10 protein-coding genes and 4 pseudogenes are annotated in these 16,062 nt (G+C 71.9%); 3 read left to right on the forward strand and 11 right to left on the reverse strand.

The features are described from left to right. Nucleotides 1-77: 77 nt before the first annotated feature. The gene (locus ACZ8AI_RS03665; protein WP_071292479.1) at nt 78-1,103 is read left to right on the forward strand and encodes a TerC family protein; all 1,026 of its coding nucleotides are present in this window, start codon (nt 78-80) and stop codon (nt 1,101-1,103) included. Nucleotides 1,104-1,290: 187 nt separating this feature from the next. On the opposite strand, the gene ACZ8AI_RS03670 is transcribed toward ACZ8AI_RS03665, so the two are convergent. The 7 genes and pseudogenes from ACZ8AI_RS03670 to ACZ8AI_RS03700 form a co-directional block, all read right to left on the reverse strand. Beyond that, nucleotides 1,291-5,049: an AAA family ATPase gene (locus tag ACZ8AI_RS03670; RefSeq protein ID WP_464856626.1), complete on the reverse strand. Its 3,759-nt coding sequence runs from the start codon at nt 5,047-5,049 to the stop codon at nt 1,291-1,293. A gap of 81 nt (nt 5,050-5,130) precedes the next feature. After that, nucleotides 5,131-6,103: pseudogene (mutM, locus tag ACZ8AI_RS03675) on the reverse strand (bifunctional DNA-formamidopyrimidine glycosylase/DNA-(apurinic or apyrimidinic site) lyase). A 4-nt stretch (nt 6,104-6,107) separates the two neighbouring features. Further along, complete coding sequence (gene rnc / locus ACZ8AI_RS03680) at nt 6,108-6,833, reverse strand: ribonuclease III (RefSeq protein WP_464856628.1); 726 nt, start codon at nt 6,831-6,833, stop codon at nt 6,108-6,110. 13 nt (nt 6,834-6,846) lie between these two features. Further along, nucleotides 6,847-7,051 (reverse strand): annotated as a pseudogene (gene rpmF, locus ACZ8AI_RS03685) (50S ribosomal protein L32). A gap of 47 nt (nt 7,052-7,098) precedes the next feature. Continuing rightward, complete coding sequence (locus tag ACZ8AI_RS03690; RefSeq protein ID WP_464856630.1) at nt 7,099-7,680, reverse strand: YceD family protein; 582 nt, start codon at nt 7,678-7,680, stop codon at nt 7,099-7,101. Nucleotides 7,681-7,776: 96 nt separating this feature from the next. Next, nucleotides 7,777-8,271: a pantetheine-phosphate adenylyltransferase gene (gene coaD / locus ACZ8AI_RS03695; protein WP_071292473.1), complete on the reverse strand. Its 495-nt coding sequence runs from the start codon at nt 8,269-8,271 to the stop codon at nt 7,777-7,779. A gap of 26 nt (nt 8,272-8,297) precedes the next feature. Further along, a pseudogene (locus ACZ8AI_RS03700) lies at nt 8,298-10,488 on the reverse strand (ATP-dependent DNA helicase RecG); the annotation flags it as partial. A 130-nt stretch (nt 10,489-10,618) separates the two neighbouring features. Between ACZ8AI_RS03700 and ACZ8AI_RS03705 the strand changes: the two are divergent. Continuing rightward, a pseudogene (locus ACZ8AI_RS03705) lies at nt 10,619-11,181 on the forward strand (RsmD family RNA methyltransferase). Nucleotides 11,182-11,492: 311 nt separating this feature from the next. On the opposite strand, the gene thiL reads toward ACZ8AI_RS03705, so the two are convergent. Beyond that, nucleotides 11,493-12,485 (reverse strand): thiamine-phosphate kinase, encoded by a 993-nt coding sequence (gene thiL / locus ACZ8AI_RS03710; protein WP_464856633.1) that lies wholly within the window; start codon nt 12,483-12,485, stop codon nt 11,493-11,495. 33 nt (nt 12,486-12,518) lie between these two features. On the opposite strand from thiL, the gene ACZ8AI_RS03715 reads away from it, so the two are divergent. After that, a complete protein-coding gene (locus ACZ8AI_RS03715) occupies nt 12,519-12,995 on the forward strand; it encodes a DUF3515 family protein (RefSeq protein ID WP_464856635.1) in 477 nt (158 codons plus the stop codon). A gap of 112 nt (nt 12,996-13,107) precedes the next feature. Here ACZ8AI_RS03715 and ACZ8AI_RS03720 read toward each other — a convergent pair whose 3' ends face one another. The 3 genes from ACZ8AI_RS03720 to ACZ8AI_RS03730 form a co-directional block, all read right to left on the reverse strand. Beyond that, complete coding sequence (locus ACZ8AI_RS03720) at nt 13,108-14,190, reverse strand: D-alanine--D-alanine ligase family protein (RefSeq protein WP_464856637.1); 1,083 nt, start codon at nt 14,188-14,190, stop codon at nt 13,108-13,110. 38 nt (nt 14,191-14,228) lie between these two features. Beyond that, nucleotides 14,229-15,242, reverse strand: coding sequence for an NAD(P)H-dependent glycerol-3-phosphate dehydrogenase (locus ACZ8AI_RS03725; RefSeq protein ID WP_071292486.1), 1,014 nt, complete (start codon nt 15,240-15,242; stop codon nt 14,229-14,231). A 91-nt stretch (nt 15,243-15,333) separates the two neighbouring features. Further along, nucleotides 15,334-16,023: a lysophospholipid acyltransferase family protein gene (locus ACZ8AI_RS03730; RefSeq protein WP_464856639.1), complete on the reverse strand. Its 690-nt coding sequence runs from the start codon at nt 16,021-16,023 to the stop codon at nt 15,334-15,336. Nucleotides 16,024-16,062: the final 39 nt, after the last annotated feature.

Here is a 16,062-nt window from a genome sequence, read left to right on the forward strand (position 1 = left end):
AGACCTTCAGGCCTCGGCGTACCCGCGTGTCCGTGAACAACGTGCACCTGATCGCGCCCTCACCTGAAGGAACCCCGTTGGACGTCCCACTCTTCGTCTGGTTGATCACCATCGCCGGCATCCTCGCGCTGCTGGTGTTCGACTTCTTCTCGCACGTGCGCACACCGCACGTGCCCCACATCCGCGAATCCGCGTTCTGGTCCGTCGTCTACATCGCACTCGCGATCGTCTTCGGCATCGGCATCTGGGTCTTCGGCGGCGGCCAGGCCGGCGGCGAGTACTTCGCCGGGTGGCTCACCGAGAAGGCCCTGTCGGTCGACAACCTCTTCGTCTTCCTCATCATCATGTCGAGCTTCGCGGTGCCGAAGGAGTTCCAGCAGAAGGTGCTGCTCGTCGGCGTCGCGATCGCCCTCGTGGCCCGCGGTGTCTTCATCGCCCTCGGCGTGACGATCATCGAGAACTACTCGTGGGTCTTCTACCTGTTCGGTGCGCTGCTGTTCTGGCTCGCCTGGTCGCAGGCCCGCGGTGGCAACGAGCACTCCGCCGAGGAGGGCGACTCCCGCCTCATCCGGATCCTGCGCCGCGTCATCCCGACGTCGAAGGACTACGACGGCGACCGCCTCACCACGAAGGTCGACGGCAAGCGCCTGTTCACGCCGATGCTCCTCGTGATGGTCGCGATCGGCCTCACCGACGTGCTCTTCGCGCTCGACTCGATCCCGGCGATCTTCGGGCTCACCCAGGACGCCTTCATCGTGTTCACCGCGAACGCGTTCTCGCTGCTCGGCCTCCGCCAGCTGTACTTCCTCATCGCGGGGCTGCTCGAGCGGCTCATCTACCTGGGCCAGGGGCTGGCGGTCATCCTCGGCTTCATCGGCGTGAAGCTCGTCTTCCACGCGATGCACGTCAACGAGCTGCCGTTCATCAACGGCGGCGAGCACATCGAGTGGGCGCCGGAGATCCCGATCTGGTTCTCGCTCGGCTTCATCATGCTGACGATCGCGGTTGCGACGGTCGCCTCGCTGGTGGTCTCGAAGAAGCGCCAGGAGCGCGGGCTCACCCCGACCGGCTCGCAGCGCACGGTCGAGGTCGACGCGAAGTAGTCGCCACCACCTGACGGACGGGAGGCGCGGTGCCAGCTGGCACCGCGCCTCCCGTCCGTCTGTCCGTCCGTCCGTCCCGAGTCTCGCGTGGCGCGACCCGAAACTCGGGCTGAGCGACACTTCTCGCGCCCCGAGGCGCGAGAAGTGTCGCTCAGCCCGCGACGCGGCCGGCCCGGGCCGCGCGCGGCTACGCGACGGCGACCGCGTCGGCGGGCTCGCGCTGCTGCACCCGCTGCCCGACCACGGCGGACACGCCGTCCTGCCGCATCGAGACGCCGTACAGGGCGTCGGCGATCTCCATCGTGCGCTTCTGGTGCGTGATGACGATGAGCTGCGACGACGCCCGGAGCCGCTCGAAGACGGTCAGCAGCCGCCCGAGGTTCGCGTCGTCCAGCGCCGCCTCGACCTCGTCCATGATGTAGAACGGCGACGGCCGGGCGGTGAAGATCGCGACGAGCAGCGCCACCGCCGCCAGGGACCGCTCCCCGCCGGACAGCAGCGTGAGGCGGTCGATCTTCTTCCCCGCGGGCTTCACCTGCACCTCGATGCCGGTGCGCAGCAGGTCGTCCGGGTTCGTCAGCGTGATCGACCCCGAGCCGCCCGGGAACAGGATCGGGAAGATGACGTCGAACGCCTCCTTCGTGTCCGAGAACGCCGAGTCGAAGATCGACTGCATCTTCGTGTCGAGCTCGTCGATGATCGTCATCAGGTCGGTGCGGGTCTTCTGCAGGTCGTCGAGCTGCTCGGCGAGGAACGCGTGGCGCTGTTCGAGGGCCTGGAACTCCTCGAGCGCGAGCGGGTTCACCTTGCCGAGCTGTCCGAGGTCGCGTTCGGCCGCCTTGAGCCGACGCTCCTGCTCGGCGCGGACGTAGGGCACGGTCTCGACGTCGGCGGGGTCGACCTCGTCGGTGGCGTCGAACTCGGGCAGCGCCGGGCCACCGGGGAGCGTGGACTCCGCGTCGACGAGCGCGGGGATCTCAGCGGCGTCGGCGTCGTCGGCGGCGTCGGTGTCGGTGTCGGCGTCGGCGTCGGCGTCGGCGTCGGGCTCGCCGGCCACCGCCGCCTCGGCCGCCGCCCGGGCACGCTCGGCCTCGCGGTGCTTCCGGGCCAGCACCCGGGGGTCGACCAGCACGTCGACGGGCACCGGCACGTCCGGCCCGTACTCCGCCACCAGGACGGCTTCGCCGAGGCCGAGTTCGCTCTGCGCCCGGTCGAGCACCCCCGACACGTGCAGCTTCTTCTCGTAGATCTCCATCTCGAGCGAGTGCACGCCGTCGGTGATCGTCTGCAGGCGCTCCCGGAGCTCGCGTTCCTCGTTCCGGATCGTCTGCAACTCGGTGTTGCGCTTCGACCGCTCGGACTCCTCGGTCGCGAGTTGCACCCGCGCCTCGGCGAGCGACCGGTCCACCGCGGCGAGGAGGCCCGGCAGGTCGGCGAGGACCTGCTCCGCCACGGCGATCTGCCCGCGCCGGATGACCGCGAGCCGTGCCGCTTCCTCGGCTGCAGCGCGCTCGGCCTCGAGCTGCCGTTCCAGCTGCACGGCGCGGTGTCGTTCGGACCGCACCCGCTCCCGCACGGTCTCGACCTGGATGCGCTGCTCGATCTCGGCCGCACGCGCGGCCTCGAGCGCGTCCTGCAGCGCCGGCCGTCCGGACGCGTCCACCACGGGACGCGGGCGCTCGGTGAACTCGCGGTGGGCGCGCTCGGTCTCGGCCAGCGCGGAGTCCGCAGCCTCCACGGCGCCGTCGGTCTCGGCGAGAGCCGCGCGCAGGCGCTCGACCTCGGCGGCGGCGTTCTCCGCCTTCGCCCGCGTCGACGCACTGGTCCGGTCGTACTCCGCCTTCGCCTTCGCGTAGGCGCGTGAGCGGGCGTCGGCCTCGTCCGCCTGGCGACGCGCGTCCTCGACGGCGGAGCGGGCAGCCTGGAGGCGCGTGGCCGCGTCCTCGGCGTCCGTCGCGATCGCGTCCCGTCGCGTCACGGCATCGTCGCGTTCCGCGACGAGCTCGATGCGCGAGGTGACCCGATCACCGCCACCCGTCACGCGGACGGCGCGGACGAGGTCACCGGACCGCGTCACGACCGTGGCCTGCGGGGCGGCGGTGAGCACGGCCTCCAGGTCGACGTCCTCGGTCTCGGCGACGAGCGTGTCCCGCAGGATCGCGGCGATCGCCGGCGGTCCCTGCACCAGGTCCAGCGCTCGGTGGACGCCCGCCGGCAGGCTGGCGGGCAGCCCCGTGTCGGGGCCGGCGGCGTCCGCGACGACCACGTCGATGCGGCCCATGTCCTCGGTCCGGGCGTGCGCGACCGCGTCGAGCGCGACCGATCGGTCGTCGGCGAGCACGGCGTCGGCGAGTCCGTCGAGGGCGATCGCGATCGCCCGCTCGAAGCCCGGCGCCACCGTCAGGGCGTCGGCGAGGCGACCGACGATGCCGGCGCGACCGGCGTCGATGAGCGCCTGCGAGCCGTCACGGACGTCGATGGACATGCCGAGCGCCGCCACGCGGGCGTCGAGCGCGTCGCGTTCGCGTTCGAGGGCGTGCAGGCGGTCGCGGTGTTCGTCACGGGCGGCCTGCGCGGCCTCCTGCTGCTCGCGAGCGGTCTCGAGGGCGGTCGTGAGGGCGTCCTCGTCGACGCCTTCCGACGGGTCGGTGCCGAGTTCGGCCAACGCTGCGGCCGCGCGTTCGGCGCGCTCGCCCGCCTCGGCCAGGGCGCGTTCACGGCGCTCCCGGTCCGCCACCGCGGAGCCGCGCTTCGAGCGTGCGACGTCCACCGCGGAGGCGAGCCGCTGAGCCTCGAGATCGTGCTGGGAGACGAGGGCGGCCTGCGCGGCGATCCGCTCGTCGAGGGCGTCGAGCGCGTCGCGGGCCTCCTGGACGACCCGCGCGGCACTCGCCATCCCGCCGGCCATCGCGGTCGCGCGGGCCTCGAGCCGGTCGGCTTCGTCGCGGACGCCCTGCACCCGCTCCGGGGTGATCGTGGGGCCCTGCTGCGGCGCGTCGGCCTGCTGGGCGAGGAACATCAGGCGCTGGTTCGCCAGGCTCGACAGCCCGCGCAGTCGCTCCTGGACGCTCTCGAGCCGGTGCACCACGGTACGAGCGCGGTCGACGTCGTCACCGACCATGCTCTGCTCGACGTGCTGCTGCCGGGCACGGGTCTGGTCGAGCCGCTCCTGCAGGACGATGCGCTCGGACTTCCGGCCGGCCTCGACCTCCTGGTGCTCGTGCAGCTCGCGGCGCAGCCGGACGACGTCGTCCGCCAGGATCCGGGCCTTGGCGTCACGGGCCACCGCAGCGACCGACTGGGCCTTGCGGGCGACCTCCGCCTGCCGGCCGAGCGGCTTCAGCTGCCGCCGGATCTCCCCCGCCAGGTCGGACAGCCGCGTCAGGTTCGTCTGCATCGCCTCGAGCTTGCGGAGGGTCTTCTCCTTGCGGCGGCGGTGCTTGAGGATGCCCGCGGCCTCTTCGATGAAGCCGCGGCGGTCCTCCGGAGTGGCGTGCAGGACCTTGTCGAGCTGCCCCTGCCCGACGATGACGTGCATCTCACGGCCGAGCCCGGTGTCGCTCAGCAGCTCCTGCACGTCGAGCAGCCGGCAGTTCTCCCCGTTGATGGCGTACTCGCTGCCGCCGTTGCGGAACAGCGTGCGGGAGATCGTCACCTCGGAGTACTCGATCGGCAGCAGGCCGTCGGTGTTGTCGATGGTGAGGAGCACCTGGGCGCGGCCGAGCGGGCCGCGGGTCGAGGTACCGGCGAAGATGACGTCCTCCATCTTGCCGCCGCGCAGGGTCTTCGCGCCCTGCTCCCCCATCACCCAGGCCAGCGCGTCGACCACGTTCGACTTGCCCGAGCCGTTCGGCCCCACGATGCAGGTCACGCCGGGCTCGAACGCGAAGGTCGTCGGCTGCGCGAAGGACTTGAACCCCTTGATGGTCAGGCTCTTCAAGTACATGCGGTCTCCGGGTGTGCTGGCTCGCGTGCTGGCGGCGGTGCTGCTGGCGGTGCTGCTGGGCGGTGCTCGCTCGGCGTCAGGCTAACGCCTGCGCGGCCGTGGAGCCGGTTGGCACACGGGGCAACGGTGGCTGGACCGGTTCATGAAGGCCTCGCGCACGATCGTCGTCCCGCAGCGAGGGCACGGCTTCCCCCTGCTGCCCGTAGACGTTGAGCCGCTGCGAGAAGTACCCGGACTGGCCGTTCACGTTGACGTACTGCGCGTCGAAGCTCGTCCCGCCGTCCTCGAGCGCGCGGCCCAGCACGCTCCGGACCTCGGCGAGGAGCCCGCGCAGGTCGGCGCGCGTCAGGCGGTCCGCGGGTCGGTCGTAGTGGAGCTTCGCCGCCCACAGCGACTCGTCGGCGTAGATGTTCCCGATGCCGCTGACGACGCCCTGGTCGAGCAGGACCCGCTTGATGCCGCTCGCCCGCTTCCGCGCCATCGCGGTGAACCGGTCGTCGTCGAACGCCGGATCGAGCGGGTCGCGGGCGATGTGCGACACCTGCTTCGGGATGCTCCGACGCCACACCGCGTCCGGGTCGGTCTCGTCGACGTGCCCGCCGAACCCGGCGGGAGCGCCGTCGATCGTGGGCACCATGGGGTCGATCGCCATCGAGCCGAACGTGCGCTGGTCGACGAACTCGAGCTCGACCGGGGGTTCGGCCGCTCCGTCGCGACCGGTGCTCGCTGGCTGCACGTCCAACAGGATCCGACGGTGCTTCGCGGCGTCACGGCCGCGACCGAGCAGGATCTGGCCGCTCATGCCGAGGTGGGCGACGAGCGCCTCCGGCTGGTCGCCGACGTGCCGCGGTTCGAGGGGCATCCAGAGGAACTTGCCCCGGCGGACGGCGGCGGCGATGGTGCGGCCGGTCAGGCGGTCGGCGAAGTCCTCGGCAGGGCCGTCGTGGCGGGTGAGCGCACGGTCGTCGACGACGTGCACGTGCAGGACCCGCGCACCGCTGACAGCGGGTTCGAGGCCGGCGCGGACGACCTCGACCTCGGGGAGTTCGGGCACGTGGTCAGGCCGCCCGGCCCGAGAGCCGCGTCCACGCGTCGAGCGCGGCGGCCATCTCGGCGGTCTTCTTGCTCGACCCGGAGCCGGTCGAGACGTCCTCGCCCTGGAGCACCACCGTCGCGTGGAACGTCTTGTCGTGGTCGGGGCCGGCTTCGGTCACGCGGTACGACGGGTTGCCCAGGGACAGGCTGGACGCGAGTTCCTGCAGGCTGGTCTTCGGGTCCATCGCGGCGCCGAAACGGTCCGGGTCGACCAGCAGGGGGTCGACGAGCCGGAGGACCAGCGCGGTCGCCGGGTCCGGGCCGGCCGACAGGTACGCCGCACCGATCACGGCTTCGACGGTGTCCGCCAGGATCGACGACTTGTTCCGGCCGCCCGTCTGTTCCTCGCCCTTGCCGAGCCGGAGGTACTGGCCGAGGCCGATCATCCGCGCGATCTCGGCCAGGGCCACGGTCGACACGAGGCTGGCGCGTCGCTTCGCGAGGTCGCCCTCGTCGAGGTCGGGGAAGGACCGGTAGAGCTTCACGGTCACGGCCTGGCCGAGGATCGAGTCCCCGAGGAACTCGAGGCGTTCGTTGTGCCCGATGCCGCCGTGCTCGTACGCGTACGACCGGTGCGTCAGGGCGAGCTGCAGCAGCTCGAGGTCGATGTCGGCCCCGAGGCTGTCACGCAGACGAACGACGTCCGGCCCCACGGGGCGGGACCCCGTGGTGCCGGACGTCGCTGTCATGCGTTCGGTCCGATCAGACGTCGGCGACCTTGCGGCCCTTGTACTCCATGTACAGGGGGCGTGCCGGCGGAGTCCTCGACGACCTTGGCGCGGTGCGGGAGGCTGTAGGTGACCTTGCCACCCTCGATCGTCTTCACGAGCTGGACCGGCGCGGCCTTCCACTGCGAACGACGGGCGTGCGTGTTGGCACGGGACTGCTTGCGCTTGGGAACGGCCATGGTGGTTCTCTTTCGGTTGCTCGGTGGTCAGTGGCGAGGGACGGCGGTCAGTCGGCCTGGTCGGCTTCGGACCGCTCCTGACCCTCGGTGGTCTGGGGCGTTGTCGTGCTGGCGTCGTCCTCGTCGAGGACGGTGAGTCCGCTCAGGGCGGCCCACCGGGGATCCAGGACCTCGTGAGTGCGGGACTCACCGATGTCCGCCAGTCGCTCGCCCGTCACCGGGTCGAGGCCTGGGCAGTCCGGTCGGCAGACCGGCTGGAACGGCAGCGCCAGCACCACCGCGTCTCGGACGACCTCTTCCGTGTCGACGAAGTCGTCGTGCACGAAGAAGTCGAATTCCTCCGAGGTATCATACGCGAAGAGCTCGGCGAAATCGACCTCGATGGGCTCGCTGATGTCGATGAGGCAGCGCGAGCACTCGCCCTCCGCCTCGGCCGAGGCATGCCCGGAGACGAGGACGCCCTCGTGCAGGCCCTCGAGCCGGACGTCGATGTGCATCGGCGCACCCTGGCGGACGGAGATCACGCCGGCACCCATCGCGTCGGGCACCTCGATGTCGAGCGTGTGCTCGCGCATCTCGCCCGGCCGGTGCGCGAGGTCGCGCACGCGCAGGGCGTAGGGGCTGTTCACGTGGGAAGACACGATCGACGAGCCTACATCCCGAAGGCCCGTGAGTCGAGGCGGGGGCAGGCGTGTCCCCACGCGGGCGGCTCCCCGGCGCGCGGTTCAGCGACCGGTGTGCTCGTGCAGCGCGGCGGCAACCACCTCGGGCACGTACGGGGCGACGTCGCCGCCGAGGGATGCGACCTGCCGGATGAGCGAGCTCGACACGTGCGCCCGTGAGGCCTCGGGCAGCAGGAACACCGTCTCGACGTCGGCGAGGTGCCGGTTCATGATCGCCATCGGGGTCTCGTACGCGACGTCCTCGCCGGAGCGGACGCCCTTCACCAGGACCTTCGCGCCCACCTGCCGGCAGTAGTCCACGAGCAGCCCGGAGGTCCACTCCCCGACCCGGACGTTGTCCGAGACGCCGGTCTCGACGAGCGACTCCTCGATGAGGCGGACACGGTCGACGGCCTCGAACATCGCCGACTTCTTGTCGGGGTTGTGCACGACGAGCACGTGGACCTCGTCGAAGAGCTGCGCCGCTCGACCGATCACGTCGAGGTGCCCGAGGGTCACGGGATCGAACGAACCGGGGACCACCGCGATCTGTGCCATGCCGGCGACGATACCGGTCCGGTCCAGTTCTTGCCGAGGAAGGCGGCGTCGGACTCGTCGAGCCGACGTGCCAGGGCTTCACGGAGCGCCGGGTGGCCCTCGAGCTGCGGGTCCGGCTCGAGGACGTGCTCGGCCTCTTCACGGGCGTCGACGATCAGGTCGGCGTGCTCGACGACCCGCAGCAGGTTCAGCGACGACCGCCCGCCGGACTGTCGTTCGCCGAGGACGTCGCCCTCGCGCCGGAGCTCGAGGTCGACCCGGGCCAGCTCGAAGCCGTCATCCGACGCCGACACCGCGTCGACCCGTTCGCGCGAGGTGGTCTCGAGCTCCGCTCCGGTCACGAGCAGGCAGACGCCGGCGTACTGGCCACGGCCGATGCGGCCGCGCAGCTGGTGGAGCTGGGAGACCCCGAACCGGTCGGCGTCGAGCACCGCCATCATCGAGGCGTTCGGCACGTCGACCCCGACCTCGATCACCGTCGTCGCGACGAGGACGTCGATGCCACCGGCGGCGAAGGACGTCATGACGCGGTCCTTCTCCTCCGCCGTCATGCGCCCGTGCAGGACGGCGATGCTGCGGCCGTCGAGGACCGGCATCGCTCGCATCCGCTCCGCCGTCGCGAGCACCGTGGCGGGCAACCGGTTCGGAGCGTCGTCCTCGGTCTCCGGCTCGGGCTCGCCGTCGTCCTCGGCGTGGGCGTCGTCGATCGCCGGGCACACCACGAACGCCTGCCGACCCGCGCCGAGCTCCTCGGCCATGCGGGTCCAGATGCGGGACTCCCAGCCCGGGTGCTCGGCGAGCGGGACCGTGAACGTCTCGACACCGGCACGGCCCGAGGGCAGCCCGGTGATCGTCGAGACGTCGAGGTCGCCGAACACCGTCATCGCCACGGTGCGCGGGATCGGCGTCGCGGTGAGCACCAGCACGTGCGGCGGGGTCGCGCCCTTCGTCCGGAGCGCCTCACGCTGCTCGACGCCGAACCGGTGCTGCTCGTCCACCACCACGAGCCCGAGCTCGGCGAAGTCGACACGGTCGCCGAGCAGGGCGTGCGTGCCGACCACCAGGCGGGAGCTGCCCGAGGCCGCCGCGAGGAGCGCCCGGCGCCGTTCGTCCGTCGACTGGGAGCCCGTCAGGATCACCGGTCGGAGTTCGGCCGCGAGGTCCGGGCCGAGGAACTTCACGATCGACCGCAGGTGTTGGGCCGCGAGCACCTCGGTCGGGGCGATCAGCGCGGACTGCCCGCCGGACTCGGCGACCGTGAGCATCGCGCGGATCGCCACGAGGGTCTTGCCGGAACCCACCTCGCCCTGCACGAGGCGGTGCATCGGCCAGTCGCCGGCCAAGTCGTGGGCGATCTCGGCACCGACGGCCTGCTGGTCGTCCGTCAGCGTGAACGGCAGGGTGGCGTCGAAGCGCTCGAGGATGCCGCCGGGGGACGCCGACCGCGAGGTGGCCGCCGTCGCCCGGGGAGGCGATGCGCCGCTGGACGAGTGCGGTCTGGAGCACGAACGCCTCGCGGTAGCGGAGGGCGTCCTGGGCGCGCTTGAAGTCGGCGACCTTCTCGGGACGGTGCAGGAGCTCGAGCGCGCGCCGGAACGGCACGAGGTCGAGCCGGTTGCGGACACGGGCCGGGATCGGGTCGGGGACGTCCGGGAGCGTGTCGAGCACGATGGCGATCGACTTCGCGATCTGCCACGAGGTCAGCGTCGACGTCGCCGGGTAGATCGGGATCGGCTGGCGGGAGAACCGGATGGCCTCTTCTGACTCCGGATCCGCCGTCGCCCGAGGGTCGTCGCGGTCGAACAGTTCGTAGTCGGGGTGCGCCAGCTGCCGGGCGCCGCGGTAGTCCCCGACCTTGCCCGAGAAGATGCCCCGGGCGCCGGGCACGAGGTCCTTCGTGCGCCAGCCCTGGTTGAAGAACGTGAGGGTCAGGAGCCCCTTGCCGTCGCCGATCTTCGCTTCGAGGATGGACCCGCGGCGAGCACGCATCGTGCGCTCGCGGACGTCGACGACCTCGGCCACGATCGTCACGGACTCGCCGATCGCGAGCGAGTCGAGCGCAGTCAGTGCACCGCGCTCGGCGTACCGCCGGGGCGCGTGCTCGAGGAACTCACCAACGGTGCGGTAGCCGAACGCCTTCTCGATCGCGTTCGCCGTCCGCCCGCCGAGGACGTTCGCCAGCCGCGCGTCGAGCGGTGCGGGACCGAGGTCCGGCACCGCCGGCTCGGTTGTCGTTCCGGTCGTGACCACACGCCAACGGTACCCGGCGGGACCGACGCACCACGCGCCTCCAGGCCGGGCTGTGGACAACTCCTGGAGGCGGCCTGCGGCCCGCTACGGTGGCTGCATGACCCGCATCATCGCCGGTGCAGCCGGCTCCACGACGCTCCGCGTGCCCAAGTCGGGCACGCGGCCGACGAGCGACCGCGTGCGCGAGGCGCTGTTCTCGTCGCTCGAGGCGCGCGGGCTCGTCGACGACACGTCCGTGGCGGACCTGTACGCGGGCACGGGGGCCCTCGGGCTCGAGGCGGCGTCGCGCGGGGCGGTCGAGGTCGTGCTGGTCGACCGGGCCTCGGCGGCGGCGCAGGCGTGCCGGGCGAACGCGAAGGCCGTGCAGCAGCGCGTGCCCGGTGTGCGGATCGACGTGCAGCCGCAGCCGGTGCTCGGGTACCTGCGGAGCATCGTGCGGACCTTCGACCTCGTGTTCATCGACCCGCCGTACGACGTCACCGAACACGAGCTCGCCGAGGTGCTCGAGGCGCTGGCGCCGAAGCTGACGCAGCACGCCGTGGTGATCGTCGAGCGGAGCAAGCGCTCCCCGAGCCGGCGTGGCCGGCGGGGCTCGAGCCGTTCAGCAAGCGGAGCTACGGCGAGACGGTGGCGTGGGAGGCCGTCGTCCCCGCGGTCTGACCCGCGTCCGTCCGCAGCGCGGTGCCCGCGGCGTCACGCGTCGTCGTGTCGTCGCGTCGTCGCGTCGTGGTGTCGTGGTGTCGTGGTGTCGAAACATGTACACGCATGTTCCGACGAAGCACCGGTCGAACGACGCGTGGGACGTCGCACGATGCGCACGCATCCCGTGCGTGTGCATGTTCCGACGAAGCACCTGTCGAACGACGCGTGCGACGTCGCGCGATGCGCACGCAACGGTCACGCACGCAACGGTCACGGTCACGGACGCACGACGCGCGCACGGTATCCGCGCACGACGCCCACGCGCGGCGTCAGCCGGCAGCGCCGTCCCAGTCGGCGTAGGGGTCCCACCCGGTGGTCGGCACCGGTGCGCCGTCGCGCACGAGATCGGCATCGGCGCGCTCGTGCACGACACCGATGCGCCGGAAGCCCCCCGGCAGCACAGCGTCCGCCGGGAAGGTCGCGAGCAGGCCGTGGTCCTCGCCCCCGTGCAGCGCGATGTCATCGAGGTCACCCTCGAGCGCGAGCGTCACCCGGCTGGCACGAGCGAGCCGTCCGGCATCGATCGCCAGCCCGTCGGACAGGTCGAGCATCGCCGTCGCCCCGACCTCGGCGGCGAGCGGCCCGTCCGCGATCGGTGGGACCGGTCGACGCTGCCGCTGCACGTCCGGGTCGGCATCGGCACCGCTCGCGAGCACCGCGGCGCGCGAGGGTTCGCCGTGGTCGTCCACGCCCTCGCGGAAGAGCCGGGACAACCCACGCGCAGCCGGACCGAGCTCGCCCGACACCGCGAGGACGTCCCCGACGCGGGCTCCCGACCGGAGCACCGGCGGCCGCCCCTCGAGGTCGCCGAAGGCCGTCACCGACACCGTGAACGTGGCCGAGGTCGACAGGTCACCGCCGACGACCCCGCACCCGGGTGCGAGGGCCGCGACGGCGAGCCGGACGCCGTCGGCGAAGGCCTCGAGGACGGCGACCGGGGTGTCCTGCGGCGCGGCCAGCGCGATCACGAGGCCGCTCGGGACGGCGCCCATCGCGGCCACGTCGGAGAGGTTCGTCGCGGCGGCCTTCCAGCCGACGTCCTCCGGCGAGGACCACGCCCACCGGAAGTCCGGGCCGTGCACCATCATGTCCGTCGTCACCACGAAGCGGCCGTCGGGAGCGGCGACCACGGCGCAGTCGTCACCGGGGCCGAGGACCGGCGTCCCCGCGGGCAACCGCCGGACGATGCGGTCGAGGACGACGAGTTCGCCGAGCTCCCCCACGGTCGGTCCGGCCCAGGCGTCGTCGTACGTCGCGTCCACACGAGAACGGTAGCCTGGACGTCGATGGACACCGTGCGCCGCCCCACCCGCAAGATCGCGTTCGCGGCCGTCGTGCTCGCCGTCGCTGCGGGACTCACGGGCTGCACGAACGCCGTCGCGATGTCCCCGGCCCCCTCGGCGAACGCTGCCGCGTGCGCAGACGTCCAGGTGCGGTTGCCGGCCGCGGTCGACACCAAGTTCGACCTGCGGAACACGAACGCGCAGTCGACTGCCGCGTGGGGCGACCCGGAGGTCGCGATCTACCACTGCGGCGTGGCCGTCCCCACGGTGTCCGACCTGCCGTGCTTCTCGCTGAGCGGCGTCGACTGGATCCGGGACGACCGCGGCAAGCAGGTCGTGTACACCACGTTCGGCCGGTCCCCCGCGGCACAGGTCGTCATCGACTCGACGAAGACGACGAGCCAGGTGATCCAGGACGTCACCGACGCGGTGTCGAGCCTGCCGAAGGACGGGCACAAGTGCCTCGACCCGTCCGACGTGCAGGGCTGACCGGCCCGAGATTCGGGCTCAGCGACACTTCTCGGGTGTCGCGGCGCGAGAAGTGTCGCTCAGCGCGAAAAGTCGGCGCGATAGGCGCGACGGGCGCGGGAGTCGGCGCGCGTCAGCGGACGGCGGCCCGCCCCAGCTCGATGAGCTCCGACACGAGCTCCCCGTAGGACACCCCGGAGGCCGCCCAGCAGCGCGGGTACATCGACAGCGGCGTGAACCCGGGCATGGTGTTGACCTCGTTCACGACGAACCCGTCGTCGGTCAGGAAGGTGTCGACGCGGGCGAGCCCGGCGCCGCCGATCGCCTCGAACGCGCGGGCACCGATGGAGCGGATCTCGTCCGTCTCCGCCTCGGTCAGGGGTGCCGGGCAGAGCAGCGACTCGTCCCCGCCGAGGTACTTCGACGCGAAGTCGTAGAAGCCGTCCTCCGCGACGACGATCTCGCCGGGCAGGCTCGTGCGTGGCACACCGTCGCGGCCCTCGAGCACGGCGACCTCGACCTCGCGGCCGATCACCCGCGGCTCGACGATCACCTTCGAGTCGTGCTCGAACGCCAGGTCCATCGCGGCCCCGAGCCGCGACGGCTCGTCGACCCGGGACACGCCCATGCTCGAGCCGGCGCGAGCGGGCTTCACGAAGAGCGGCCACCCGTGCGCGGCGATCGTCTCGGCGACGTCCACCGGGTCGGCCGCCCACTCGCGGCGGAGGACGGTCGTCCACGGCGCGACACGGAGTCCGGCGTGCTCGAGCACGGCCTTGGCGACGTGCTTGTCCATCGCGAGGGCGCTCGCGAGCACCCCGTCACCGACGTAGGGCAGGCCGGCGATCTCGAGGAGGCCCTGGATCGTGCCGTCCTCGCCGAACGGACCGTGCAGGATCGGGAACACCACGTCGACGGCGATGCCCGTGACGGTGCCGTCCGGGTACGACACGACGAGCTCGTTGCTCGCCGGAGAGGTCGGGAACGCGACACGGGTGCCGTTGTCCGGCACGGTGGGGAGCACGCCGTCGCGGAGGGTCCACTGCGTCGGGTCGTCGGACTGCAGCGTGAACGCGCCGTCCTTGGTGATGCCGATCGGCACGAGGTCGTACTCGGCACGGTCGACGACGTCCATGATGCCGCCGGCCGTCACGCAGCTGATCTCGTGCTCGCTGGAGCGTCCGCCGAAGAGCACGGCGACGGTGGTCGTTGACATGGGTGTCCCCTCGGAGATCGTCGGCACGGTCGGACCGCTCACTCGCCCTGGGGCTCGTCGGTCTCGGTGAGGTGCGGCGCGATGTTGCGCGGATCGAGCCTACCGGCGAGGACCTCGGCGACCTGGCCCACGATGGGCATGTCGACGCCGTTCGCCGCGGCCAGCTCGAGGATCGGGGCGACCGACGCCAGACCCTCGGCGGTCTGGTTCATCTGCCGCACGACCTCGTCGAAGCGGTACCCCTGCCCGAGCAGACGCCCGGCGGTGTTGTTCCGTGACAGCGGCGACTGGCACGTGGCGATGAGGTCGCCGAGGCCCGCGAGTCCGGACAGCGTGGACGGCTGCGCCCCGAGCGACACCGCGAAGTCGGTCATCTCGGCGAGGCCGCGGGTGATGATCGACGCCTTGGTGTTCTCGCCGTACCCGACGCCGTCGACGATGCCGATGGCGACCGCGATGAGGTTCTTCAGCACGCCGCCGAACTCGGTCCCGATGACGTCGGTGTTGATGAACGACCGGAAGTACGGGTTGGTCGCGACGGCGGCAACGGCCGTCGCGGTCTCGGCGGACGACGACGACACCACGGCGGCGGTCGGCTGCCGCCGGGCGATCTCGAGCGCGAGGTTCGGGCCGCTCGCAACGGCGATGCGGTCCTGGTCGATGCCGAGCCCCTCGAGCAGGACCTCGCTCATGCGGAGACCGGTGCCCTTCTCGACGCCCTTCATGAGGCTGACCACGGGCACGTCGGCCGGCAGCAGCTCACGGATCGCGGCGAGGTTCGAGCGCAGCGTCTGCGAGGGCACCGACACGTACACCTGCGAGGCGCCGTCGAGCACCCGTTCGAGCGACGTCGAGGCAGTGAGCGTCCGGGGCAGGTTGATGCCCGGCAGGTACTCGGAGTTGCGCTTGGTCTCGGTGATCTCGCGCGCCACCTCGGGGCGCCGGGCCCACACGACGGTGGTCGCACCGCCCTCGGCGAGGACCTTCGCGAAGGTGGTCCCCCAGCTGCCGGCACCGATGACGGCGACGCGCGGCTTGTCGGTCGACTGCATGACGACGCGGATCGCAGCCGTGTCGAACGCCCCGGGTGCCGCGACGGCGGGGTCCGGGTGGGCTTCGTGCGGGCGGAGGCCCGGTCCCTGGTCACTCAAACCGGCCGGTCTCCTTCTGGTTGTTCGCCGCCGGGTCCCAGCGGGTCGTGGGCGCTTGCTCGCCGCGCAACTGCTCGAGCAGCGCGGTGATGTGGCGCATGACGAGCTCGGTCGCCTCGCCGAGCATCTGCTGGTCGATCGGACGGCCGCGGTACGCCGAGAGGTCGACGGGGTCGCCGACGATCACGTCGACCCGGGACGGCGGGAAGAGCCGGAGCCGCTTGCCGTACCGCGCCATGATGTTCTGCGTGCCCCAGTGGGCCATCGGGATGAGCGGCACGTCGTTCTCGAGCGCGATCCGGACCGCGCCGGTCTTGCCACGCATCGGCCACAGGTCGGGGTCGCGCGTGAGCGTCCCCTCGGGGTAGACGATGATCGCGCCGCCCTGCTCGACGAGCGAGCGTCCGCCGCCGAGGGGGTCGCTCAGGCGGGTCCGACCCGACCGTTCGACCGGGATCTGCCCCATGCCGGACATGAGCTTGCCGACGACCGGCACCCGGAACAGCGACGCCTTCGCGAGGAACCGGGGTGCCCGCTTGCTGAGGTACACCGCGGTGCCGACCACGAGGGGGTCGATGTTGGTGAAGTGGTTCGGCGCGAGCACGAACGCCCCGTCCGCCGGCAGGCGGTTCGGGCCGTGCCAGTGGTAGCGGGCCGAGAACCGGAAGGTGGGGATGACCACCGAAGCGACGATGCGGAAGGCCGTGTTCAGCTCACCGCG

This window comes from Curtobacterium sp. AC273, assembly GCF_979253735.1.